This window comes from Marinobacter fonticola (assembly GCF_008122265.1).
Lineage (GTDB): Bacteria > Pseudomonadota > Gammaproteobacteria > Pseudomonadales > Oleiphilaceae > Marinobacter_A > Marinobacter_A fonticola.
Genome location: NZ_CP043042.1, coordinates 299,150 through 319,501, shown reverse-complemented (window position 1 = coordinate 319,501; position 20,352 = coordinate 299,150). Strand labels below are relative to the sequence as shown.

The following is a 20,352-nucleotide window of genomic DNA, read 5'->3' as shown; positions in this document are numbered from 1 at the left end:
GGCATACGTGGGCTGTCTTCTTAAACGCTACGCATAGTCGCAGCTAAGGATCTGGTTAACACCATGACTAAAAAATCACCCGAAAACTATCGTGCGCGGGTGACCGCGGCTTTGGCTGGCGGCTACGTGGCGGACGTCGCGAGCCTGGGGCTCCACTGGCTCTACGATAGTCACCGCATACGCGACGTGGGCGGCGATTCACCGGAGTTTCTCCCGCCCCGAGCAGACTATTTCAAAGACGTGTTCGGCTTCTTCGCCCATGACGGCAAGAACATCGGTGACATGAGCCATTACGGCACCGCCACCCGGGTGCTCACCGACAGCCTTCTCGCTGGCCGGGGCGAACTGGATATCCGCGATTACCAGCGCCGCTTTGTGAACTGTTTTGGGCCTGGTGGTCGCTGGCAGGGCTTTATCGATAACCCGACCCGGGGCACCCTGAATAACTTGGTCGCCGCTGAACAAAAAGCAATTGATATCGCCTACTCGTCAATCGAAACGGAGCTCACGGAAAAGCAAAAGCGCGTACTGGTTCAGAAAGTGATGCCGTATGCTCGCCGGCTCAGCGGCGATGAGTTAGCGACACCGGTGCGCGAGGCCATCAACCTTACCTATCAGGACCCCCGGATACAGGATGCGGGGGTCGTTTTGGCCGAGACCATTGACCGGCACTTAACCTTAGCGAGTGGCGCTGATGATATGCAGCTGCCAGCCGTCTCCAAGCTGCCGCCGCTGGTTGCCTGTTACGCGGGCCAGAATAATTTGCTGGAGCAGGTCGAAGCAGCCGTTCGCGTCACCAATCATAACGATGAAGCGGTTGCCTGGGGGCGCTGCGCGGCGCGCCTTCTGGAAAGCCTTTTCCTTGGCGCCTCCCTGTCTGAGGCAATGAACACCGCCATTCAAGAAGCGCCGGACCAGAAAATCTTGGCAACCGCTATCGCCGACAATCCCCTTGATGCAATAAAAGCCGGAGACACGTTCGGCCGTACCTGCTATCTCCAGGAGGCCATGCCCGTGATTTTCCACATCATCAGTCGGGCTCAGTCCTACACCGAGGCCATCAGAGCGAATATTCAATGCGGAGGTGATTCCTGTGGCCGAGCCTGGCTCATCGGGCCAGCCATGGCGGCGATACACGGCGTCGGACACCCGCTAGGCATGCCGCTGAGCTGGCTCGCCAGAGTGACCGACGCTGCCGGCATCTTTGCCGATGTGGAGGTGCTCGTTGCCTACCACGGTAGGGACTAGGATAGAGCAGATGAATGAGATCACTGATATTTGAGGGCGGCACTTGGGAAGCATATGAAAAGATGCGAGAGAAAGACAAGAAGCAGCGCAAAGCTCTCTGCAAACTGCTGAAAGAAATGCTTCGCTCTGAGAATCCATCAACTGGCACCGGCAAAACCGAACCGCTCAAACATAAGCTATCAGGCCTTTGGTCAAGGCGCATTTCACAGAAGGACAGGCTTATATACCGGTTTGACGATACCACTATTTATATTTCCGCCATTGGAGGGCACTATGACCTGTCCTAACGACGCTGTATAAAAACCAAATTCTGAGCCGTTCCTACCCACCTTTTCAGCTGTTCTTTTGTTCATCCGACGTCGGCGGGTGCGTTGATTTATTTGGCCGGCCTTGGAGTAGGTACCATTTAAGTAATTTAAGGAGTGCCTGACTATCGAATCATCAGACTGGCAAAAACTACTGGTGATCGAACAGGTTAAGCCGCCCGACGATTAAACAAAGAAGGAACGAATCTGATGCTGCTCTATGGCGTCCCCCTGTCCCCGTTTGTTCGCAAAACACTGTTCATGATTTATGAAATGGAGCTAAAGATTGACCGGGAACTGGTCGTGCCGGGTAGCGATCTGGCCGCATTTCGCCGGGCCAGCCCGTTGGGACGCATCCCGGCGTTGGTTGATGGATCGCTTTACCTCTGGGACTCATCGGCGATCTGCCACTATCTGGCACGACGGTATGAAAGCGAGCTGATCCCTTACAAGGATCCACAGCAGTTTGCGCGAATCATCACTCAGGATAAATATGCGGATGAAGATCTGTCTGCAGCGGTGTTTGAGCCATTGCTAGAACGTGTCATCAAGCCCGTGCGATTTGGCAAAGCGTCCGACGAAACGGTGGTACAGGCATCAATAAATCAAAAGATGCCGCCCGTTTTCGACTACCTTGAATCACAACTGGAAGAATCGGGTGAACAATGGTTTGCCGGAACCGATTTTACGTTTGCGGACATCACCCTAGGCGGTCATATGTCTAATCTCTTCCTTGCCGGAATCGATATAGAGTCCACTCGATGGCCAGCCCTCTCCGCTTGGTTCAATCGTCTGAGTAAAAGGCCAGCTTTCAAACAACTGTGTGAAGAGGCGCGTTCGTTTCGGCCCTGATGGTCACTAGTTGTGGTACGGAGGAGTAAAAAGGTGTCAAAGCGAATATTTTATGGGCAGCTTTGGCCCTGCGGGTGGCGGCGCAGCAGGCTCTGACGGAATGGCTTGTATTTTTCCTGCTTAGGGTGGGTGTCCTTTGAGAGGTTCCTTTATTCGTAGTGGCTCCAGAGCCGGAGGACTTTCACCACTCGCTCGTCCTCGATCACTTGGTAGACCAGACGATGCTGAATATTGATGCGGCGTGAATAGGCCCCCACAAGATCACCGATGAGCTTCTCAAACGGGGGTGGCTTGCGATAAGGATCTTCCGTTATCAGCGCTAACAGTTCCTGGGCTTGTGGTTTGAGGCCGCTGGAGGCCAGCTTTTTTGCATCTTTCTGGGCTTGTTTGGTGTAAACCAACTTCCATGTCACCAGTCCAGCTCCTCATCGCATTCATCCACAGAGGTATCCATTCCCTCACGAATAGACTCCCGCATACCGGGTACGGAGAGCAGGTAGAGTGTTTCCTGAATGGCCGACCAGTCTTCTTCGGATACCAAGACGGCTTTGTTCCGCTTACCCATAATGACGATTGGCTGATGGGACTCGGCAGTTTCATCAATCAACCGATAAAGGTTGCTGCGCGCCTCAGTTGCTGTGATTCCGGTCATGACGCACCTCGTACGTGTTTAACTTTTAAACAAGTGTACGCCTTTGGGTACGTACGTCAACACGAACGCCTTGCTTAAACCGGCGCCCTTTTTGGAGCGAAGCGGAGAATGAGCAAAAAAGGTGTTAGAGCTAATATTTTGTGATTAATTCTGGCCCTGCGGGTAGCATCGCAGCAGGCGCTGACGGAATGGCTTAGGGTGGGTGACCTTTTAAGTATTACTGAATTGAATCAACAATTTTATTTCTCACAAGCTCTACTGAATCCCTATTGGAGCCAGCAACTGCAACCATGAGCTTGCTTTGGGTAGGTGATATTTCTATACATTTAACAACGACACGATTTGATTTTACATTCCCGTATATTCCGTACTCATTCTCAACCTGATTTTCAAGCCCTATGACTTGCAGTGCATATGAGCTTTGTATCTCGCACGCTTCCTTGGATTTGTTCAAGTCTTTAAACCAGGACCAAAGCTCAGGCGGTTTTTCCTCTGCGAGAGCAGATCCTGATAATAAAAACAAAAGAACTAAAACTGCCTTGTTGATCATTCGGATTTCCCTAATGCTTATAAGGAAAAACCGGAACAGAATTATTTTCGACTTATCCCGGCCTATTTCTAGAACTTAGCAGGCCGGAAAATAAATCTCTCCCGGTTTCTTACGCTACTTCTCCCTAACTTTAACGCCAATGGTAATGGGCAGCCGATTGTTAAATCCCTTGACGTACGGTATCCTGACCATGGTCAACATCCTGTACAGGAGCAACCTTATGGATGCCATTAGCTACACAGCCGCTAGAACCAATCTAGCAAAAACCATGGAACAGGTCTGTGAGGACCATTCCCCTGTGATCATAACCCGAAGCAAGTCGCCGTCCGTAGTAATGATCTCCCTTGAGGACTACGAAGCGCTGCAAGAAACTGCATACCTTCTGCGCGCACCAAAAAACGCTCGGCGGTTGCTGGAATCCGTTGCCGAACTGGAACAAGACGGTGGTCAAGAAAAGGAACTTCTTGAATGAAACTCATCTTCTCCGAGAACGCCTGGGAAGACTATCTGTACTGGCAGAAAACCGACAAAAAGATCCTTAACCGAATCAACAAGCTAATCAAAGAGACCACGCGAGAACCGTTTGAAGGTGTCGGTAAACCGGAGCCCCTCAAACACAGCCTTGCCGGGTACTGGTCACGCCGGATCAACGAAGAACACCGAATAGTTTACAAAGTCACGGATGACGCTTTGCTTATCGCCCAGCTCCGGTATCACTACTGATTTAACATTTGCATATGAGCCCCCAAGACCAATATCTCGGCGACTAATATCTCATTTCCAAATTTGGTCACATTGCACACATTGCACAGGGTCAGATCTTGCCTTTTGCCCGCGGCTAGAGGCAAAGGTAGTAGTATGAGGCAAAAGGCAAGACTTGACCCCGCGCTTTATAATCGCAACCCTGTCGTGCGCGTTATGGCTGCTCGCTTGCGGGAGAGAGGCCTGGCGCCCAAAGCCATCGTTGGGGCAAGCATGAGAAAGCTCGTTCATCTCATCTACGGAGTAGTCTGTTCAAACAAGCCTTTCGATGCACGGATACCGATGCAACAGCTTGCACTTCAAGACGGTATCTGACCCCGCGCTTTTTCAAGCAAGCGGGGACGATATCCAGTTGCACCTTGGAATTATCGTCAGTGATTAGGTAATCGTCCTTGCGCCACTCCATTGATGGCTACTCCCTGATTTATAACGCTTTTGTTCAGCGGCGACCTTTTTGTAGCGAAGCGGAGAAAAGGGCGTCCGGTGGAGGGCCGTTAGGCCCGGAACGTACTGGAACTATTGGTTATGCTACTGGCCATTGGCGTTCCGTATAGCAATTTCTTGATGGGTAGCATTTTTAGCTTGAATATCAGCAAGTTCTATTTCGATCTTCCCTCTCAACGCTATTGCTTCAGTTAGATACTGAGTCATTGCTATTTCTCGGTCGCTAATTTCTTCGAGCGGCCCATTTAGTAGTGCCGTTTTTACATCTACAAAAGGTTTGGCTTTCTCTCCCAACTGCTCCGCGACCCTAACTTTCTTAGCTACCTCGTTGGTCATCAGAGGAACCCGAGAGTTACCAGTCGCATTATTGAACACAGCCAATGCTTTATAAGCTGCTGTGAGACCTTGAGCCAGCCACTTTATGCGATCTACCTCTACGACAATTTGATGGGCGGTGAGCGAAAGCTGTCGGAGAGCGAACCTTTTGTCCGCCTTTTGGCTTTCTTCAAAAGCTCTCTTAGCGTGCCCTGCGGACTTAAAAGCAGCAATACACGCAATAGCACCACCAGCAGCACTCACAACTGAAGCGATGACAGAAATTATTGATGCTGGTTCAGGCACACTGCGAACCCTTCTTTAGTTGATGCATAACGCCTTGAATAAGCCGCCAATTTGGAGCGGCAGCGGAAAATTAGTGGACTTCCCCCAATAAATCGGACACGCCCCTTCAATTGATTTCCTCGAACTCTAGCGGAGTCCGGTAGCCCAGGCCACTGTGCAGCCGTTGGCGATTGTAAAAGACTTCAATATAGTTATTTATATGCTTTCGTAACTGCCTCAACGTCACAAAGCTGGTCGCCTGTAGCAATTCTCCCTTCAACGTTTTGAAGAAGGATTCGACCTCGGCATTATCGGTGCATTGTCCCGGTCGATTCATGCTGTGACGGACCTGATGCCGTTTCAGGAGCGCCTGCGTCTTGCGGGCTCGGTATTCAATGCCCCGGTCCGTGTGGAACAACAAGCCGGGTGCTGGTTCTCTTGTCTTGAAGGCCTCTCGGAGCGTCGCGCGAGAGAAGTCAGCATTCAGGTTTTCACCCAGTCGCCAACTGACGATGCGACGCGAGAACAGATCCAGCACAACCGCTAGGAACACGTATTTCCGCCCCAGCTTGATGTAGGTGACATCACTGCTCCAGTGCTGGTTGATCGCCTTCGGCTTGGCCTCCTCCAGACGGTAGTTCGGGAGCGTTTTAGCTGCGTCTCGGCGCTTGGTCATTTGCCGATAGACACGCGATACACGCGCCCTCATACCCCATTCCCGCATCAGGCGAGCCACCCGGTTCTCGCCGACCTCAACACCTTCACGGCGCAAAGCCTGATACACGCGAGGGCTGCCATAACGCCCGCTGCTGGCACTGTAGGTACGACGAATCTTGAACAGCAAGTCGGCATTCTCAGCCGCTCTCTGGCTGGGTTCGCGGTTTATCCAGGCATAGTAGCCAGACCGCGAGATATTCAGGTGGCGGCACAGCGCCTTTACTCCGTGTTCCCGTCGGTGTTTCCAGACGAACCGGAACGCTTCCGTCGTTCCTCGGCTTGAAAGCGTTGAAACTTTTTTAGGATGTCGTTTTCCTCCCGAAGCTCGGCGATCTGGCGCTTCAGGCGGTTGATCTCATCTTGCTCTTTGATTTGCTGCTTGGCTTGGGCGGGTGCTTTCTTGACACGCTTCATGGCGAACTTTCCCTCACGGTATTCCTTTCGCCAGCGTGACAGCATGAAGGGATGAATATCCAGCGCTTCCGCGACGCCCTTGACGCTCCGGTGGGCCTGGTGGCTCCACTCCACCGCTTTGACTTTGAACTCAGTGCTGTACTGCTGGGTTTTCTTCCCCGTGATCATTTCTGGCATCGGTCTTCCCCTGCTTGGGAGCTATCGATGCGTGTCTACTAAATTAGGGGAAGTCCAGGTCGCTGTGCAGCCGATTGTTAGGCATTTTGCTCAGCGCCATACTGTTTGGCCAAAAAATCAGTGAAACTCTCAAACTCTGGCGCGTGAGTCTCGAAAACACCGTCGTCACCTATGTAACCGAATTCCCAGTCGTTTCTCGTGTCATAAGCTTCGCAATATCCAGCAAAATCGTCGCCAACAATTATTACTCCTGAAAGTTCGGCTGCCGTTTCTTCATCGTAAATATCGGTCGGTTCCGTGGGAACATGAATCATGTAATGTGAATGCCCGATACTTCCGTATCCAAGAGTCTCATATAGCTGTTTTAGATCGGCGGGTACGCCTGGATATTTCTCCTCGAGACTATCTATCAACTCGGTCTTCACTGGCATGAAATCCGAATCAGTAAAATTTTGCTTTAGGGCCCTGACGAGGCTCTCTATATCTTTCATGTGGGTATGCCTAACGCCGGCAGCACCCGGCCATTTTTGTGGAGGCGAAGCCGGAGCAAAAATGGCCGGGTGCTGCCATTGTTAACTGCCTTTCTTGCTCTTTATTGATTTTAAATGCGCCTCAAAATCACCATAGGTACGCCAACCTAGGAAATTTACTATTTCAAAGGCAAAGTTGGTTTGAGACTTAGCATCCCATGTATTACCATCAGCTCTTATGGCATCCAGCTTGACAAATAGAGCAACCACATTCTCTGATATTTCTTTGGGGTTTTCGTAGTGAATACTTTGGTTGCGCCCCTCCCAGACAATGTCTTTGATGAGGGCGCCGCCGATATCGTCACCGTCAGGAGCGTTTTGTGGTTTTCCATATCGAAGCGAAATGCACTGCTTCGCAATTTGCAAGATCGCGCCTGAAAGCGCTGCTATTGAGGCCGACTTTGCATCAATACTTTTAGATACATCGTTGATCTTGCACTCTAACTCCGCTTTAGGTTTAACCATGCCTTGGTAAGCTTTAGCCATTTGTGCATGATAATGATTAGCAGCCGGATGAAATTCATTAGATAAAAATACCTGATACCTTACGTCAAAATCGGCCGTTAGCCTTTTCAACTGAGCATTTAGGTCTTCCAACTTTTCAAAATCAGCCCAAATGAGGTCAATCAGTGAGGAAGCAGCAAATTTCGTTTCTTCTAAGTACTTGTTCATATGCTCAACACTTGGTAGCAGTTAACGCCCGCAGCACGCGCGGCTTTGGAATGGAGGCAGAGCCGCAATGGAAAAGCCGTCGCCGTGCCTGCGATTGTTAAGAGTCCTAGCAAACAAGGCTGATTACCGATACCACTAGTGCAATACCAGAAATGATCAATGGTGCAGTAAATCGAAACCACGATTGCTGAAGTTCCGCAAGCACTGCAGAAAGCATCGGGAAATTTACTGCGTGCCGATCCTCTCCGATAACCATTGTGAACAAATGGACCTTTGCACCATTGTCTTGGGCGTAGCCGTACTTTTTGTCGAGGTGGTAGTAAAGACGGCCAAACACTATGTCTGGGTCCACACGCAGATCGTTCGCAATAGCACTGCAATCAATAGGCACGTAGATCTTTGACGACCTCTCGTGTTCTGGATTATCACGCTCGAACTGACCAAATTGATCAAGGTATCGATCGTGAATCTTCTGCAAAATTTCTCGATCTGTTGGTGGTCTTGGCACCTACCTCTCCTTGCTCTTAACCTTTGTATATGAGTCCCCAAGCCCAATATCTCGGCGACCAATATCTCATTTCCAAATCTCGCCTCAAACTAGCCCGCAGCCCTTGGCACGTCAATGCTTGCGACATGCTGAACCAAGAATTCCTTTCCGGCAAAACGGTCGCCACGCCTCATATCCCGATCTTTACCTATCAACACAACCCAATGTTTTATACAAAAATTTTTGCTGTTTTAAATGACCACCAAAAATCACGGTCGCAACGACCGTTTTCCCAGCAATACTGGGCCAAAAGCTGGTAGGCAACAGGAAAATTCTGCGGAGGGGGAAACAAAACAATGAGAGGAAAAAACAATCTGCCTACGCAACTCTTGGGGTAAGCCACGCAGGCAGCAAAATTCAACGACTCACCAATCAACTCCGGGGCGGCCCAACCTCATCCATATACGCGCCATACCCGGCAGCTTGCATCTCAGCCTTGGGAATAAACTTCATCGCCGCCGAGTTCATGCAGTAGCGCAGGCCGGTGGGTGCCGGGCCATCTTTGAATACGTGGCCCACGTGCGAATCCGCTACACTGCTGCGAATCTCGGTGCGGGTCATGAACCAGGATTTGTCTTCCTTTTCCACTACGGCTTCCGGTTCGATCGGGCGCACGAAGCTGGGCCAGCCGGTGCCGGACTTGTATTTGTCCGCAGAGGAGAACAGCGGCTCGCCGGAGACGATGTCCACGTAGAGACCTTCCTGTTTGTTATCCCAATAGGCGTTCTCGAACGCCGGCTCGGTCCCATCTTCCTGGGTGACCTTGTATTGCATGGGCGTCAGCATTTGCTTGAGCTTCTCGTCGCTGGGTATGACGAAATTGTCCTCGTTGAAGCCTTTGCCCTGGCGATGGGACGCTTGGTCGTTGCCGTCAGCTTCGCTATCGGAGGCCATGTTCTCCGGACTGTAGTTTGAGAAGTCGATCTCCTGATCTTCGCCCCAGACCTTTTCGATAAACTGGAAGCGGCCGGAGTTGAAGGTGTAGACCTTGTAGCGGACCGGATTCTCTTTGTAGTAGTCCTGGTGGTAATCCTCGGCCACGTAGAAGGATTCGAACGGGACGACTTCGATCACCACCGGCTTCTTGTAGCGGCCCGAATCCTTCAGCGCCTGCTTGGAAGCCTCGGCCAAGCGCTTCTGCTTGCCGTTGTGATAGAAAATCGCCGGACGATACTGCTTGCCACGATCCACGAACTGGCCGTTGGCATCGGTCGGGTCCATAAAGCGCCAGAACCCTTGCAACAGCCCCTGGTAGGTGATCACCTTCGGATCGTAATAAACCTGCACCGTTTCGGTGTGGCCGGTCTGTCCGGAGGCGACCTGCTCATAGGTTGGGTCTTTCTCGTTACCGCCGCTGTAGCCGGAGACGGCTTCAACCACGCCGGGGATTTTCTCGAAGCCTGCTTCCACACACCAGAAGCAGCCGCCCGCAAAGGTTGCGACCGATAGCGAGGGGTCGTCCGGTGCGTACTTGCTGTCTTTCTTTTCCTCGTCGGCCGCACTGACCTGCAGGCCCACAAGGCCTGCCATCAGGATCAATGCCGCGCCCAGAAACATGCGTTTCATACCGCTTACCTCTCTTTTAGTCTCAATTCTGAGACTCCACTATGGCGAGAAAGATTCACACCCTCTTCGCCAATAAGTTACGAATTCATAACGCCGACAGGATCACTGGCTGGCGTTGGCCTTGGGCTGAAAGGGCAAAACAATTTCAAAGGCGGCCCCCCCGCTATCGCGGTTGCAGACGCTAATCGCCCCGCCCTGCATGTCCATGATGCGCCGGGCGATGGCCAGCCCCAAGCCGGCATGACCGGGCGTTTCGCGGTTATCGCCGCGATACAGGGGATCGAATACGTGAGGCAGATCCTGCTCGGCGATACCCGGTCCGCTATCGCTGACGACGACCTTCAAACCCGCCTCGGTTTGTGCCAGATGCAGCTCGACCTCGGCCTTCTCCGGGCTGTATTCCAGGGCATTGCGGATCAGGTTGTCCAGCACCCGCTCGGTCATGCCCAGATCTCCCAAGACCATGGGCAGAGCCGGATCGCCGATGACTTTCAGCTCGATGCCTTTGCGGGCGGCTTCGGGACCGTGCTTCTGGGCCACATCGTGAATCAGCTCCGCCGGGGCGAAGGGTTCCAGGCGTGGCTGTTTTTCACGGGCTTCCAGTGCGGCGAGTTCGAAGAGCTCATCCACTAGATGGGACAGGCGTCGTCCCTCTTCAAGGGCGATATCGAGAAATTGTGCCTGCTCGTCCGGAGACAGCCGGTCGCGTTTCATGCGCAGGCTTTCCACGTAGCCCTGCATGGACGCCAATGGGGTACGCAAGTCGTGGGATACCTGCGCCACCAGTCTCCGGCGCAGCGTGTCTTTTTCGCGCAATTGCTCAATTTGCAGGGCGATGCGGTCGGCCATGCGGTCGAAGGTCACGCCCAAGTAGTCAATCTCGTCCCCGCTGCGGCTGCCTTCGTCTGACCAGCGCAGACGTGCGTCGTTCCCGGTCCCCGGCTCGCCCTGCTCAAATTGCTCGACGATGCGGGTCAAGCGGGTGAGACGCCGGGTCAGCAGACGGAATGCAGCGAGACCGGCGATCAACCCGAACACCAGACTGGCCCCCATGGCCCAGGCGCTCATGGTAATGAAATGGCCTTCCCGCGCCATCATCTCCACACTGTCGTACTCTTCGCCACGCAGAACCACGTAGAGGTAGCCTTCGGTGTTCTGCGCCGACGGCACGGGCGTCACCGAGAATACTTTTTGCCGGTCGTGGCTGCGGGGATCGTCACCCAGTACGGGGTAGGCTTCCATGTCGTCCAGCAACTTGTGGATGGGCGCCATGGAGACGCTGTTGCGCTTGATTTTTCCGGGGTCGGCGGAATAAGCGAGGATTTTGCCTTCGGTGTCCAGCAGGTAGATCTCGATGCTGGGATTGATCGTCATGTACCGCTCGAACAGCGTCTTGAGCGCTTTCTGGTCGAGCCGGCCTTCGTCCACCAGGTTGCGGTCGGAGACCAGATGACGTGCCAGGTCGCGGTTCAGCTCCTGGTTTACCGAGGCATAGTATTCCCGCAGGGACATGGTGCTGACGAAGGTGTAGACCAAGCCGACGGCGATCAGCAGCACGAACAGCCCCAGCGCCAGCCGGGTGTAGAGGGAATTCAGCATGGGAGCCTCTGGTTAAGTCGCGTGGTGCCTTAGTCGCGGAACCGGTAACCCACACCCCAAACCGTCTGGATGTAGAAAGGGTCGGACGGGTCGCGTTCGATTTTGCCCCGCAGGCGATTGATGTGGGTGTTGACGGTGTGCTCGTAGCCTTCGTGGTTGTAGCCCCAGACCGAATCCAACAATTGGGTGCGGCTGAACACCTGGCCAGGATGGCGGGCGAAATGGAACAGCAGGTCGAACTCGCGGGCCGTGAGGTCCACTGCTTCGTCCTGGATACTGACCCGGCGGCGCGTCGGGTCGATAATCAGACCCTCAATCTCGATGCGCTCGGCAGCCATTTGCTCGGGGGCCGGGGCGGCCATGGCATCCACACGCCGAAACAGCGCTTTGATGCGCGCGGCTAGTTCGGCGACGCTGAAAGGTTTGGTCAGGTAGTCGTCGGCGCCCATCTCCAGGCCCAGCACACGATCCAGCTCGGTGCTCTTGGCGGTCAGCATGAGGACCGGCACGTAACCCGGGCCGGAGCGAATCTCGCGGCACACGGCCAAGCCGTCCATGCCGGGTAGCATCAGGTCCAGCACTACCAGGTCGATATCCCCTTCCCGGTAGCGGGCCAGGCCTTCATCGCCACGGGTCTCCAGGATAGCCTCGCAGCCGAGGTCCTCTACGTGCATCTTGACCAGCTGGCCAATGCCGGGATTGTCCTCGACGATCAGTACGGTTCGACTCATCAAACAACCTCTTTGCTGAAGGGCTGGTTGGCGGATGGCGCCAGGATGCAGAATGCACAGGCGCGCTCACGGGGCCGTCACGGTCCGGTAAAGAGTCTATAAAGGAAAGATCACAAAACCTTCACGGGCAAGGCGCTCGGTCAGGTTTTGGCCCCTCGAAGGGCCAATCGGCCCCGGGAGAAGCGGGCGTTGACCCAGAGGGAGAGACCCATCACCGCGCCGCCGAGCAGCAGGCTGCCCAGGTCGGCATCGCGGTTCCAGATCAACAGGTTGACCAGCAGACCAGCAGGCACCAGGGCGTTGTTCATGATCGCCAGGGTGCCTGCATCCACCAGGCAGGCGCCGCGGTTCCAGAGGAACAAGCCAAGGCCTGACGCCGCCAGCCCTAACCAAGCCAAGATGCCCCATTGAAGCGGTGTCGAGGGCAGTTTGTCCGGGTTGCCGAAGATCAGGAAGGAGGGCAACGCGAACAGCAGCGCACCGGCATAGAAGTAGCCGAAGAAGCGATAGAGCGGCATATCGATAGGATAACGCTGGATCAAGTGCTTATAGCCCACCTGCCCTGCCGCGAAGGTGGCGTTGGCGACCTGCAGCAGGAGGAAGCCGGTCAGGAAGTCCTCACTCAATCCGTCGTAACGGATGATCCCCGCACCCAGGGTGGCAATCGCGGCGGCTACCAGGGCCATGGGCGAAAAGCGGCGGTTGAGGGCGTCGTCGATCAGCGTGACGTAGAGCGGGGTGAAGATGGTGAACAGCAGGACTTCCGGCACGCTCAGGTAGGCGAAGGAGCGGTAAAGACAGAGGTAGGTAATGCCGAACTGCAAGGCGCCGACCAGCGTAACGCCGCCTTTGAGCGCCCAGGGCACGCCCCGCCAGCGGGTGAGCGGCAGGAAGGCCAGCCCCGCGAGCACCACACGGCTGAGTACGGCAAAATCGCTGTCCACGTGACCTGCCAGGAATTCGCCAATCAGGCTGAAGGAAAAAGCCCAAAGAACAGTAACGAAGACCAGCAGTGCCACGGTGAACTCCCTAAACAGCGCGCAAAAGAGGGTTGGAACAATACAGGACGTTTACTACACCGCTAACAATCAGGCTGCGCAGTATACGCGATGAAGACCCCGGCTCTCAGCCCATGAACTCTCGCCGGTACTCGGTATTGCTCTTGAAGCGGCCACCCAGGGCGATGGTTTCGGTCTGGGAGCCGACATCCTGCACACCGCGGGCCTTGACGCAGTAGTGCGTGGCATCGATATGCACCGCCACGTCTTCAACCTCCAGCAGCGTCTGCAGGGCGACCAGGACCTGATGGGTCAGGCGCTCCTGTACCTGGGGCCGGCGGGCGAAGAAGCGCACGATGCGATTGATTTTGGACAGACCGATCACCTTGTCCTTGGGGATGTACGCCACCCGCGCCCGTCCATCGATCGTGACGAAGTGGTGCTCGCAGGTGCTGATGACGCTGATGTCCCGCACCTTGATCATCTCCTCCACGCCCATCTTGTTCTCGATCTGGGTGATTTTGGGGAAATGGCTGTAGTCGAGACCGGAGAAGACCTCGTCCACGTACATGCGGGCAATGCGGTTGGGGGTTTCGGTGAGGCTGTCGTCGGCCAGGTCGAGGCCGAGGGTTTCCGCCACCCGGGTCATCAGGCCTTCGATGCGCTCGACCTTTTGGTCACGAGTCAGGCCGGTATCCAACATCGGCGTTTCCAGCCCTTTCTCTACCAGGGCTGCGCGTACGGCCTGGGCTTCCTTGCTTATGCACGGAACCGTAATTGGGTCCGCGTGGAGAATCGACGTGGCCTTTAATTTGGAAGCGTGTGACCGCTGCGACATGGGAACAACCTCTGTCATTTCACTATACACATAAGCGCTAAGTACGCGGCTCAAAACCGGGCAGATGACTCGGAAAACCTCTGAACCACTCGGGCTGGCGCGCGAAAAGCGGTAATTATCGTCTGCCGGGCGATTAAGCGCAAAGAAGATGTTGCTATTAGCGCATGCCCAGGCGCAGAAAAAGCGCCTCCTGGAAGCGCTCTGACAGGGGATAGAGGTGACCGGCCTCGGGCATCAAACGAAAATCCACGTCGGGCAGATGGTCCGCCAAATGCCGGGCGTAGTCGACGGGGACGAACGGATCTTCGCTCCCCTGGTATATCCACACCGGCACGTTGACGTCCCGCAGCTTAAAGCCCCAGTCCAGCAATTCCGTCTGCAAATCCTGGGCAATCGCCCGGCCGCCGCTCTCCAGGCAGGTGAGCTGATCCGCCTGAAAAAGCTGGGTGTGCATGAAGGATTGCAGCAACGCCCGGTCCTGTTCGCTGATCATCTGCCGTGCCTCGCGAAAATACAGGCCGGGATGGCGTCTGGCCAGCCAGACCACCACCGTCACCGCCGCGCGCAACAGCAGCAGACTGGTTTCCGCCAGCTTCGGCCCGGGCCAGCGGGTGGACTCTACCAGCGAATGCGTGCCGTGATATTCAGTGAAGTGGGTATAGCCGGACAGGGAGACCGCCAGCGTGACCCGCTCGGGCAAGGCGTAGGCGCACGCCAGCGTCCGTGAACCGCCACTCGACCAGCCCATGTGAATGAACCGCTCGATCCCCAGCGCGTCGGCCAGCGCGGCCGCGTCGGCGGGATAGTCGAGCAACACCCGGCCTTTGTGGAAAGCAGAAGCCCCGATACCCGGACGATCCGGCGTGATCAGCCGGAAGCCGTGTCGCCGCGCCTGCTCGTGGAAGAACCAGCCTTCCAGCCGGCAACCCGGCATGCCATGCGCAAACAGGATTGGCCTGCCCTTGGGGTCCCCCAGATCGGTAAACGCCAGCTTGCGTCCATCGCCGAGCGCGATGTGGCGATCATGGGAGAGAAGTTCGGAGAAGCGGTTGATTGCCGAAGTCCTTCTGGCTGAATGGGCGCTCTGTTCGCAGTGGATTGCCTCAGAGACGTTATAGGGCGCATGCCCATCTATCGACCTGAAGCAAGGGTAGCCAGCAAAACAATAAATTGCACTTCATCCGTAGTTTCCACAACCTCCAGTTTGCGTCCGGTCGTGTTGCTTCGTGATACGCTCGCCAGGCTCGATTGCGCGAACAGGTCTCGCGCCTGCCCGAAAAAGCATGGAACATTCCTGAACGTGGACGAAACGCACCAGCCCATACCCGAGGCCCGCCAAGGCCTGATTGCACGCACCCTGGACGAATGGAAAACGCTGGCCCTGCTGGGCGGGCCGATCCTGATTGCCCAGGTGGCGCAGATGGCCAATGGTGTCATCGACACGGTGATGGCCGGTCACGCCAGCGCCGAGGATCTGGCCGCCGTAGGCATCGGCAGCAGCCTGTGGATGCCGCTGTTCCTGCTGTTCATGGGGCTGCTCAGCGCCCTGCAGCCGATCATTTCCGGTCATCGTGGCGCGCGTGAATTCGGGCGCATCATGCCGGTCACCTGGCAGGGCATCTATATCGGCCTGGGCGCGAGCCTGATCATGATCGGCCTGCTGCTCAACGTGCGCCCGGTACTCGATGTGTTGCGCCTGGACCTGCACACCGCCTGGCTAACGCAGGGGTATTTGGATGCGTTCGCCTGGGGCGTGCCCGCCATCCTGCTACTCACGGCCCTGCGTGGCCTGACCGATGGCCTGGGTCACACCAAGGTGATCATGGTGTTTTCAGTGATCGGCACCCTGGTGAATCTGCCACTCAACTACATCTTCATCTACGGCAAGTTCGGACTACCGGCCATGGGCGGCATCGGCTGCGGCTGGGCGACGGCCATTTCGGCCTGGATTTCGGTGCTGTCGCTGCTGCTCTACCTCAACATCAGCGGCGCCTACCAGCATTTCCACTTGTGGCGTGAGCGGGTCAAGCTGGACTGGCATATCGTTAACGAAGTGCTCCGGCTGGGCGTGCCCATCGGCTTTACCATCTTCGTGGAAGCCAGCATGTTCTCGGTCATCGCGCTGTTCCTGGCGCCCCTGGGCCCGGTCGTGGTGGCCGGGCACCAGATTGCGCTAAATGTGGTATCGCTGGTGTTTATGGTGCCGCTGAGCCTGGGCATGGCACTGACTCTGCGTATCAGCTTCCTGGTGGGCGCCCGCGCGACCGAGACGGCGCGGTTGCTGAGTCGCAGCGTGCTGCTGCTGTCGGTTGCCATCGCACTGCTTTTCGCGTCGATCCTGTGGTTTGGCAACGACCTGATCGCCCAGCTCTATACCAGCGAAACCGACGTGCAGGAGGTCACCACCTACCTGCTACTGTTCGCTGCCGTTTTCCAGATTGCCGACGTCACCCAGGTGACCTGCATCAGCGTCCTGCGCGGGTATAAGGACACGCGCATTCCCATGTACATCATGCTGTTTTCATTCTGGGGCATTGGCCTGCCGCTGGGCTGGGTACTGGCCTTTAGCGACTGGATCGTACCGGCGATGGGCGCCGCCGGTTTCTGGGTTGGGCTTACCACCGGGCTTGTCTCCGCAGGGCTTCTACTCGGAACGCGCGTGTTTCGTTACCCAGTACCCAAGGCCCAGCCGTCGACGAACTGATGACAAAACCCTAGGTGCCTGCTTCGGCTAACCGAATGACCACGCAGTTTCGCCCGGAGGCTTTGGCCGCATAGAGCCCTTTGTCGGCCCGGGCCATCCAGCGATCGGCATCGTCGCTGAGATGCAGGGGCGCCACCCCAAATGAAGCCGTGATCGAATCCACCGGTCCGGTCAGTTCATGGGCGAGCTTATAGCGCAGGTTTTCCGCGACCGCACGAACACCCTCCGGCCGGACGCCGGGCATCAGCACCACAAACTCCTCCCCACCGAAACGATAGAGACAATCGGTCTTGCGGGTGTAGCGCTGGATCAAGCTGGCACACTCCACCAGCACCTCGTCACCCACCGCATGACCGTATAGATCGTTGATGCGCTTGAAGTGATCCAGATCAAAGATGATCAGGGCATATGGCTCGCCGGTGCGGGCGTGGGCGGCGACGGCGGTCTGCATATCCTCTTCCATCGCGCGCCGGTTTTTTACACCGGTCAGGGGATCGTGGGTCGCCAGACGCTCCAGCCGGTCGCGCTGGTGCTCGTTGCGCCGGGAAAAGATGTAGGCGCAGCAGCTCACCACAATGGCCGTTGCCACCAGCGACATCATCTGCTCACGGGAGGCAAAGGCTTGGTTGTGAAACACCAATACCGCCACGGCCAGACAATTGACTGTAACCGCCACCCGGGCCGACGTAAGAAAAAAACTGGTCACCATGGCCGGATACAGCCAGAACAAGCCCACATCCCCGACAACCGTCGCCACGATCACCGCCCCGCCGCAGGCGAAGAGCGCCAGCAGGAAGCCGCTGCGCCGGTTATCGCCGGTGAGCCAGGCATAACCCACGACCACACAGATGGACAGCATGATCGCCATGTCGATCACACCCGCGACGAGGTTGCCGGTGTAGAAGCGATAGATGGCGAAGGGTGTGATACCAAACATCGCACTGGCGCCAAGCAGTGTGATGATGGATAAATGAAAATCGTGTCTCAGTCGATACAGCATGGTGCAGAGTGCCGGTTCACTGACGCGCAGGGGGCGTCGTGTTCGTTATCAAAGAGTTAGGGCGTTTCGCCCGCAGTACGCGACCACACCGCGAAATCTGGAGCGGTCGGCGCAAGCAAAACCTGTCAATAGAGTAGTCGGTTCCGCAAAAAAAGGTAGAGGCCGACACACGTGATCCAAAGCGTGTTAAGTTGAGCCGCTGTGCAAATCGCTTCCCAGGCCGCCACACAAATCAGGGAGCCCGAATGGCCTCAGTTTTCGAATTCCGGTTACGCGTCCGCTACGGTGAATGCGATGCTCAGGGCGTGGTGTTCAACGCCCGCTATGGCGACTATGTGGATATCGCCGTCAACGAGTACATCCGAACGTTATTCGGCGACTATCAGCGCCTGCTGGACCAGGATCTGGATATCCAGGTCGTCAACCTGAACCAGAATTGGCAATCCCCCGCCCGCTTTGACGACGTGCTTTGCGCGCGCATTAGCCCCGGCCGCGTCGGTAATACGTCTTTCACCCTTCACTTGGCGTTTCACGACTACGGCTCCGATCGCCTGGTGATGACGGCCGATATCACCTACGTCATGATCGCTCCCAGTACCGAGCGTAAAACGCCGGTGCCTGACTCTATTCGCCAATGTCTGGAACGGGGAGCACCCGGAGTGACCATCAGTCACGCCGGAGAATAACCTCTATCTTAGCGAACGCGCCGGCCCATGAACGCAAAATGTTGTCAGAGAAAAGCGGCAGGATGAACTGGCCCGCACCCGAGGGCCGCCAAATGCGCTAAAAATGCTCTATTCAGCGAGTCGTTTTTCCAGCGGGTTCCTCAATGTCACCACCCAACGTCGATCATAAAATAGTGCTGTCGCTGCTACCTCCTTCCTGGCGAACCCGTCTGGAAACGGCGCATATCGAGGTTGTTCCCGGCGGCATCTGCAACGAACTCTATCGCTTGGACGCTGCCGAGGGCGCCTTTGCTCTACGCATCAATAACCCGTACCCACAGCGCCTCGGTCTCGATCCGGGCCGGGAAGGCCGCGTCCTCGACGCTATCGTCGCCCAGCCATGGGCGCCCGACGCACTTTATCGCGACGACCGAATCTTGCTGACCCGCTGGATCGAAGGCGACCCGCCGGCCGGGGGCGAGCTGACCCGGCTGAGCTGGCTGGCCCATGCGCTCAATAGTGTCCACGCTCAGACCGGCGACCTACCAACGGTGGATATTCCCACGCAGCTTTACCGCTTAGCCGACCGCTTGGGCGCCCAGGCCGGCCCGGCTCGCCGGCAGATCGAACACCTGCTAGCCGACTATCGGCCGGCCCGGCATCGCGTGCTCTGCCATCATGACTGGCATCCGGGCAATGTGGTTATCGGCGCCTCCGGCTGGACGCTGCTAGACTGGGAGTTTGCCGGCCTTGGCGACCCTTGCCTGGATATCGGCGCAGCCATCAACGGCTTTTCGCTAACCCGCCCAGCACTTGAACCATTGAGCCAACGGACCTGCTTCGGTGTCGAGGAACTACAACACGCTTCCGCCATTATGGAGGCCTTGGAAATCGTCTGGTATGCCGCCAACCCCGAACTCAAACCGGGCGCTGAGGAGGCTCTAAGCCAGTGGATGAAGCGGCCGATGGCGACCGGCGACAACTGAACTTGCCCGCGTCGCGGCTGGACAATGAAATTACAGGCCATAGACGACCGGTCTAATATTGCGTTAGGGTTGATGCATACGTTCGCTTCAAGGAGGTTTTCAATGAAGATTCTGATGGTGCTCACATCACACGATAAGATGGGCGATACCGGCCACAAGACCGGCTTCTGGCTCGAGGAATTTGCAGCGCCCTATTACGCGTTTCTGGACGCTGGCGCAGAGCTGATTCTGGCTTCTCCCGCAGGCGGCCAACCGCCGGTAGACCCGAATAGCGATGCCGAGGATGCGCAGACCGACGCGACCAAGCGCTTCAAGCAGGATACCCGTGCGCGCCAGGCGTTGGCCAATACCGTCAAGCTGGGTAGCGTCAAAGCAGACGACTTCGATGCCGTGTTCTATCCCGGCGGCCACGGCCCGCTGTGGGATCTGGCCAACGATGACGACTCCATCCGTCTGCTCGAAACCTTCGAGCGCCAGGAGAAGATTATCGGGGCGGTCTGTCACGCGCCGGGCATCTTCAAAAACGTCAAAGATCAGAACGGTCAGCCCTTGGTGAAGGGTCGCACCGTGACCGGCTTCACCAACAGCGAAGAGGAGGGAGTCCAGTTGACGCAGATCGTGCCCTTCCTGGTCGAAGACATGCTCAAGCAGAATGGCGCTAACTATACCCGTGGCGACGACTGGGCTTCGCATGTGGTGGTCGACGGACGCCTGATCACCGGTCAAAACCCCGCGTCTTCCGATGAGGCCGCCAAAAAAGTCATTCAGGCGCTTCAGGCGTAAATCCGCGCTGGT

24 protein-coding genes are annotated in these 20,352 nt (G+C 56.2%); 9 read left to right on the top strand and 15 right to left on the bottom strand.

Going from position 1 to position 20,352, the window contains the following annotated elements; all coding sequences use genetic code 11:
• Window positions 1-63: 63 nt before the first annotated feature.
• From FXO11_RS01470 to FXO11_RS01460, 3 genes are all read left to right on the top strand, one after another.
• Window positions 64-1,248 carry an ADP-ribosylglycohydrolase family protein gene (locus tag FXO11_RS01470; protein ID WP_148861237.1) on the top strand — a complete coding sequence of 395 codons (1,185 nt, stop codon included), beginning with the start codon at window positions 64-66 and terminating at the stop codon, window positions 1,246-1,248.
• A gap of 14 nt (window positions 1,249-1,262) precedes the next feature.
• Entirely contained in the window at window positions 1,263-1,535 is a 273-nt protein-coding gene (locus tag FXO11_RS01465) for a Txe/YoeB family addiction module toxin (RefSeq protein ID WP_148861236.1), read from the top strand.
• Window positions 1,536-1,763: 228 nt separating this feature from the next.
• Window positions 1,764-2,405, top strand: a complete 642-nt coding sequence (locus FXO11_RS01460) for a glutathione S-transferase family protein (RefSeq protein WP_148861235.1) — start codon at window positions 1,764-1,766, stop codon at window positions 2,403-2,405.
• A gap of 149 nt (window positions 2,406-2,554) precedes the next feature.
• Here FXO11_RS01460 and FXO11_RS01455 read toward each other — a convergent pair whose 3' ends face one another.
• The 3 genes from FXO11_RS01455 to FXO11_RS01445 all read right to left on the bottom strand — a co-directional run bounded on the left by FXO11_RS01455 (window position 2,555) and on the right by FXO11_RS01445 (window position 3,607).
• Window positions 2,555-2,818 carry a Txe/YoeB family addiction module toxin gene (locus FXO11_RS01455; protein WP_148861234.1) on the bottom strand — a complete coding sequence of 88 codons (264 nt, stop codon included), beginning with the start codon at window positions 2,816-2,818 and terminating at the stop codon, window positions 2,555-2,557.
• On the bottom strand, window positions 2,815-3,057 hold the full coding sequence (locus FXO11_RS01450; RefSeq protein WP_009722422.1) for a type II toxin-antitoxin system Phd/YefM family antitoxin: 243 nt from the start codon (window positions 3,055-3,057) through the stop codon (window positions 2,815-2,817). Before FXO11_RS01450 ends, FXO11_RS01455 begins: the two co-directional genes overlap by 4 nt.
• Before the next feature lie 217 nt (window positions 3,058-3,274).
• On the bottom strand, window positions 3,275-3,607 hold the full coding sequence (locus FXO11_RS01445; protein WP_148861233.1) for a hypothetical protein: 333 nt from the start codon (window positions 3,605-3,607) through the stop codon (window positions 3,275-3,277).
• 220 nt (window positions 3,608-3,827) lie between these two features.
• Between FXO11_RS01445 and FXO11_RS01440 the strand changes: the two genes are divergently transcribed.
• Both FXO11_RS01440 and FXO11_RS01435 read left to right on the top strand, forming a co-directional pair.
• Entirely contained in the window at window positions 3,828-4,079 is a 252-nt protein-coding gene (locus FXO11_RS01440; RefSeq protein ID WP_068998414.1) for a type II toxin-antitoxin system Phd/YefM family antitoxin, read from the top strand.
• Window positions 4,076-4,330, top strand: coding sequence for a Txe/YoeB family addiction module toxin (locus tag FXO11_RS01435; protein ID WP_148861232.1), 255 nt, complete (start codon window positions 4,076-4,078; stop codon window positions 4,328-4,330). Before FXO11_RS01440 ends, FXO11_RS01435 begins: the two co-directional genes overlap by 4 nt.
• A gap of 567 nt (window positions 4,331-4,897) precedes the next feature.
• Here the strand turns inward: FXO11_RS01435 and FXO11_RS01430 are convergent.
• From FXO11_RS01430 to FXO11_RS01380, 11 genes are all read right to left on the bottom strand, one after another.
• Window positions 4,898-5,434, bottom strand: coding sequence for a hypothetical protein (locus FXO11_RS01430; RefSeq protein WP_148861231.1), 537 nt, complete (start codon window positions 5,432-5,434; stop codon window positions 4,898-4,900).
• Between the two features lie 106 nt (window positions 5,435-5,540).
• Window positions 5,541-6,721 (bottom strand): IS3 family transposase gene (locus tag FXO11_RS01425; RefSeq protein WP_148861230.1). Its coding sequence is split into 2 segments (ribosomal slippage): window positions 5,541-6,422 and window positions 6,425-6,721, totalling 1,179 coding nucleotides; the frame shifts between segments, so codons are not numbered across the junction.
• A gap of 77 nt (window positions 6,722-6,798) precedes the next feature.
• Window positions 6,799-7,212: a hypothetical protein gene (locus FXO11_RS01420; RefSeq protein ID WP_148861229.1), complete on the bottom strand. Its 414-nt coding sequence runs from the start codon at window positions 7,210-7,212 to the stop codon at window positions 6,799-6,801.
• Window positions 7,213-7,293: 81 nt separating this feature from the next.
• The gene (locus FXO11_RS01415) at window positions 7,294-7,923 is read right to left on the bottom strand and encodes a hypothetical protein (RefSeq protein ID WP_148861228.1); all 630 of its coding nucleotides are present in this window, start codon (window positions 7,921-7,923) and stop codon (window positions 7,294-7,296) included.
• Window positions 7,924-8,029: 106 nt separating this feature from the next.
• Window positions 8,030-8,431: a hypothetical protein gene (locus tag FXO11_RS01410; RefSeq protein WP_148861227.1), complete on the bottom strand. Its 402-nt coding sequence runs from the start codon at window positions 8,429-8,431 to the stop codon at window positions 8,030-8,032.
• Window positions 8,432-8,842: 411 nt separating this feature from the next.
• The gene (gene msrB / locus FXO11_RS01405; protein WP_148861226.1) at window positions 8,843-10,036 is read right to left on the bottom strand and encodes a peptide-methionine (R)-S-oxide reductase MsrB; all 1,194 of its coding nucleotides are present in this window, start codon (window positions 10,034-10,036) and stop codon (window positions 8,843-8,845) included.
• A gap of 102 nt (window positions 10,037-10,138) precedes the next feature.
• Window positions 10,139-11,635 carry a sensor histidine kinase gene (locus FXO11_RS01400; RefSeq protein WP_148861225.1) on the bottom strand — a complete coding sequence of 499 codons (1,497 nt, stop codon included), beginning with the start codon at window positions 11,633-11,635 and terminating at the stop codon, window positions 10,139-10,141.
• A 29-nt stretch (window positions 11,636-11,664) separates the two neighbouring features.
• Window positions 11,665-12,366 carry a response regulator transcription factor gene (locus FXO11_RS01395; protein ID WP_148861224.1) on the bottom strand — a complete coding sequence of 234 codons (702 nt, stop codon included), beginning with the start codon at window positions 12,364-12,366 and terminating at the stop codon, window positions 11,665-11,667.
• A gap of 140 nt (window positions 12,367-12,506) precedes the next feature.
• Window positions 12,507-13,385 (bottom strand): carboxylate/amino acid/amine transporter, encoded by an 879-nt coding sequence (locus FXO11_RS01390; RefSeq protein WP_148861223.1) that lies wholly within the window; start codon window positions 13,383-13,385, stop codon window positions 12,507-12,509.
• A 106-nt stretch (window positions 13,386-13,491) separates the two neighbouring features.
• Window positions 13,492-14,202: a GTP cyclohydrolase I FolE gene (gene folE, locus FXO11_RS01385; protein ID WP_227546007.1), complete on the bottom strand. Its 711-nt coding sequence runs from the start codon at window positions 14,200-14,202 to the stop codon at window positions 13,492-13,494.
• Between the two features lie 157 nt (window positions 14,203-14,359).
• Window positions 14,360-15,217 (bottom strand): alpha/beta fold hydrolase, encoded by an 858-nt coding sequence (locus FXO11_RS01380; protein WP_264766209.1) that lies wholly within the window; start codon window positions 15,215-15,217, stop codon window positions 14,360-14,362.
• Window positions 15,218-15,502: 285 nt separating this feature from the next.
• Between FXO11_RS01380 and FXO11_RS01375 the strand changes: the two genes are divergently transcribed.
• Window positions 15,503-16,906, top strand: coding sequence for an MATE family efflux transporter (locus tag FXO11_RS01375; protein WP_148861221.1), 1,404 nt, complete (start codon window positions 15,503-15,505; stop codon window positions 16,904-16,906).
• A gap of 10 nt (window positions 16,907-16,916) precedes the next feature.
• Here the strand turns inward: FXO11_RS01375 and FXO11_RS01370 are convergent, their stop codons facing one another.
• Entirely contained in the window at window positions 16,917-17,906 is a 990-nt protein-coding gene (locus FXO11_RS01370; RefSeq protein WP_148861220.1) for a GGDEF domain-containing protein, read from the bottom strand.
• A 245-nt stretch (window positions 17,907-18,151) separates the two neighbouring features.
• Between FXO11_RS01370 and FXO11_RS01365 the strand changes: the two genes are divergently transcribed.
• From FXO11_RS01365 to FXO11_RS01355, 3 genes are all read left to right on the top strand, one after another.
• Entirely contained in the window at window positions 18,152-18,592 is a 441-nt protein-coding gene (locus tag FXO11_RS01365) for an acyl-CoA thioesterase (protein ID WP_148861219.1), read from the top strand.
• Window positions 18,593-18,735: 143 nt separating this feature from the next.
• A complete protein-coding gene (locus FXO11_RS01360; RefSeq protein ID WP_148861218.1) occupies window positions 18,736-19,557 on the top strand; it encodes a phosphotransferase in 822 nt (273 codons plus the stop codon).
• A 102-nt stretch (window positions 19,558-19,659) separates the two neighbouring features.
• Window positions 19,660-20,340 (top strand): type 1 glutamine amidotransferase domain-containing protein, encoded by a 681-nt coding sequence (locus FXO11_RS01355; protein WP_148861217.1) that lies wholly within the window; start codon window positions 19,660-19,662, stop codon window positions 20,338-20,340.
• The last annotated feature ends 12 nt before the right edge of the window (window positions 20,341-20,352 follow it).

Coding starts and splice junctions, on each gene's coding strand:
- folE (WP_227546007.1), bottom strand. CDS start 14,202: ATGTCGCAGCGGTCACACGCTTCCAAATTAAAGGCCACGTCGATTCTC.
- FXO11_RS01395 (WP_148861224.1), bottom strand. CDS start 12,366: ATGAGTCGAACCGTACTGATCGTCGAGGACAATCCCGGCATTGGCCAG.
- FXO11_RS01365 (WP_148861219.1), top strand. CDS start 18,152: ATGGCCTCAGTTTTCGAATTCCGGTTACGCGTCCGCTACGGTGAATGC.
- FXO11_RS01355 (WP_148861217.1), top strand. CDS start 19,660: ATGAAGATTCTGATGGTGCTCACATCACACGATAAGATGGGCGATACC.
- FXO11_RS01360 (WP_148861218.1), top strand. CDS start 18,736: ATGTCACCACCCAACGTCGATCATAAAATAGTGCTGTCGCTGCTACCT.
- FXO11_RS01450 (WP_009722422.1), bottom strand. CDS start 3,057: ATGACCGGAATCACAGCAACTGAGGCGCGCAGCAACCTTTATCGGTTG.
- FXO11_RS01370 (WP_148861220.1), bottom strand. CDS start 17,906: ATGCTGTATCGACTGAGACACGATTTTCATTTATCCATCATCACACTG.
- FXO11_RS01420 (WP_148861229.1), bottom strand. CDS start 7,212: ATGAAAGATATAGAGAGCCTCGTCAGGGCCCTAAAGCAAAATTTTACT.
- FXO11_RS01440 (WP_068998414.1), top strand. CDS start 3,828: ATGGATGCCATTAGCTACACAGCCGCTAGAACCAATCTAGCAAAAACC.
- FXO11_RS01465 (WP_148861236.1), top strand. CDS start 1,263: ATGAGATCACTGATATTTGAGGGCGGCACTTGGGAAGCATATGAAAAG.
- FXO11_RS01415 (WP_148861228.1), bottom strand. CDS start 7,923: ATGAACAAGTACTTAGAAGAAACGAAATTTGCTGCTTCCTCACTGATT.
- FXO11_RS01460 (WP_148861235.1), top strand. CDS start 1,764: ATGCTGCTCTATGGCGTCCCCCTGTCCCCGTTTGTTCGCAAAACACTG.
- FXO11_RS01400 (WP_148861225.1), bottom strand. CDS start 11,635: ATGCTGAATTCCCTCTACACCCGGCTGGCGCTGGGGCTGTTCGTGCTG.
- msrB (WP_148861226.1), bottom strand. CDS start 10,036: ATGAAACGCATGTTTCTGGGCGCGGCATTGATCCTGATGGCAGGCCTT.
- FXO11_RS01470 (WP_148861237.1), top strand. CDS start 64: ATGACTAAAAAATCACCCGAAAACTATCGTGCGCGGGTGACCGCGGCT.
- FXO11_RS01445 (WP_148861233.1), bottom strand. CDS start 3,607: ATGATCAACAAGGCAGTTTTAGTTCTTTTGTTTTTATTATCAGGATCT.
- FXO11_RS01435 (WP_148861232.1), top strand. CDS start 4,076: ATGAAACTCATCTTCTCCGAGAACGCCTGGGAAGACTATCTGTACTGG.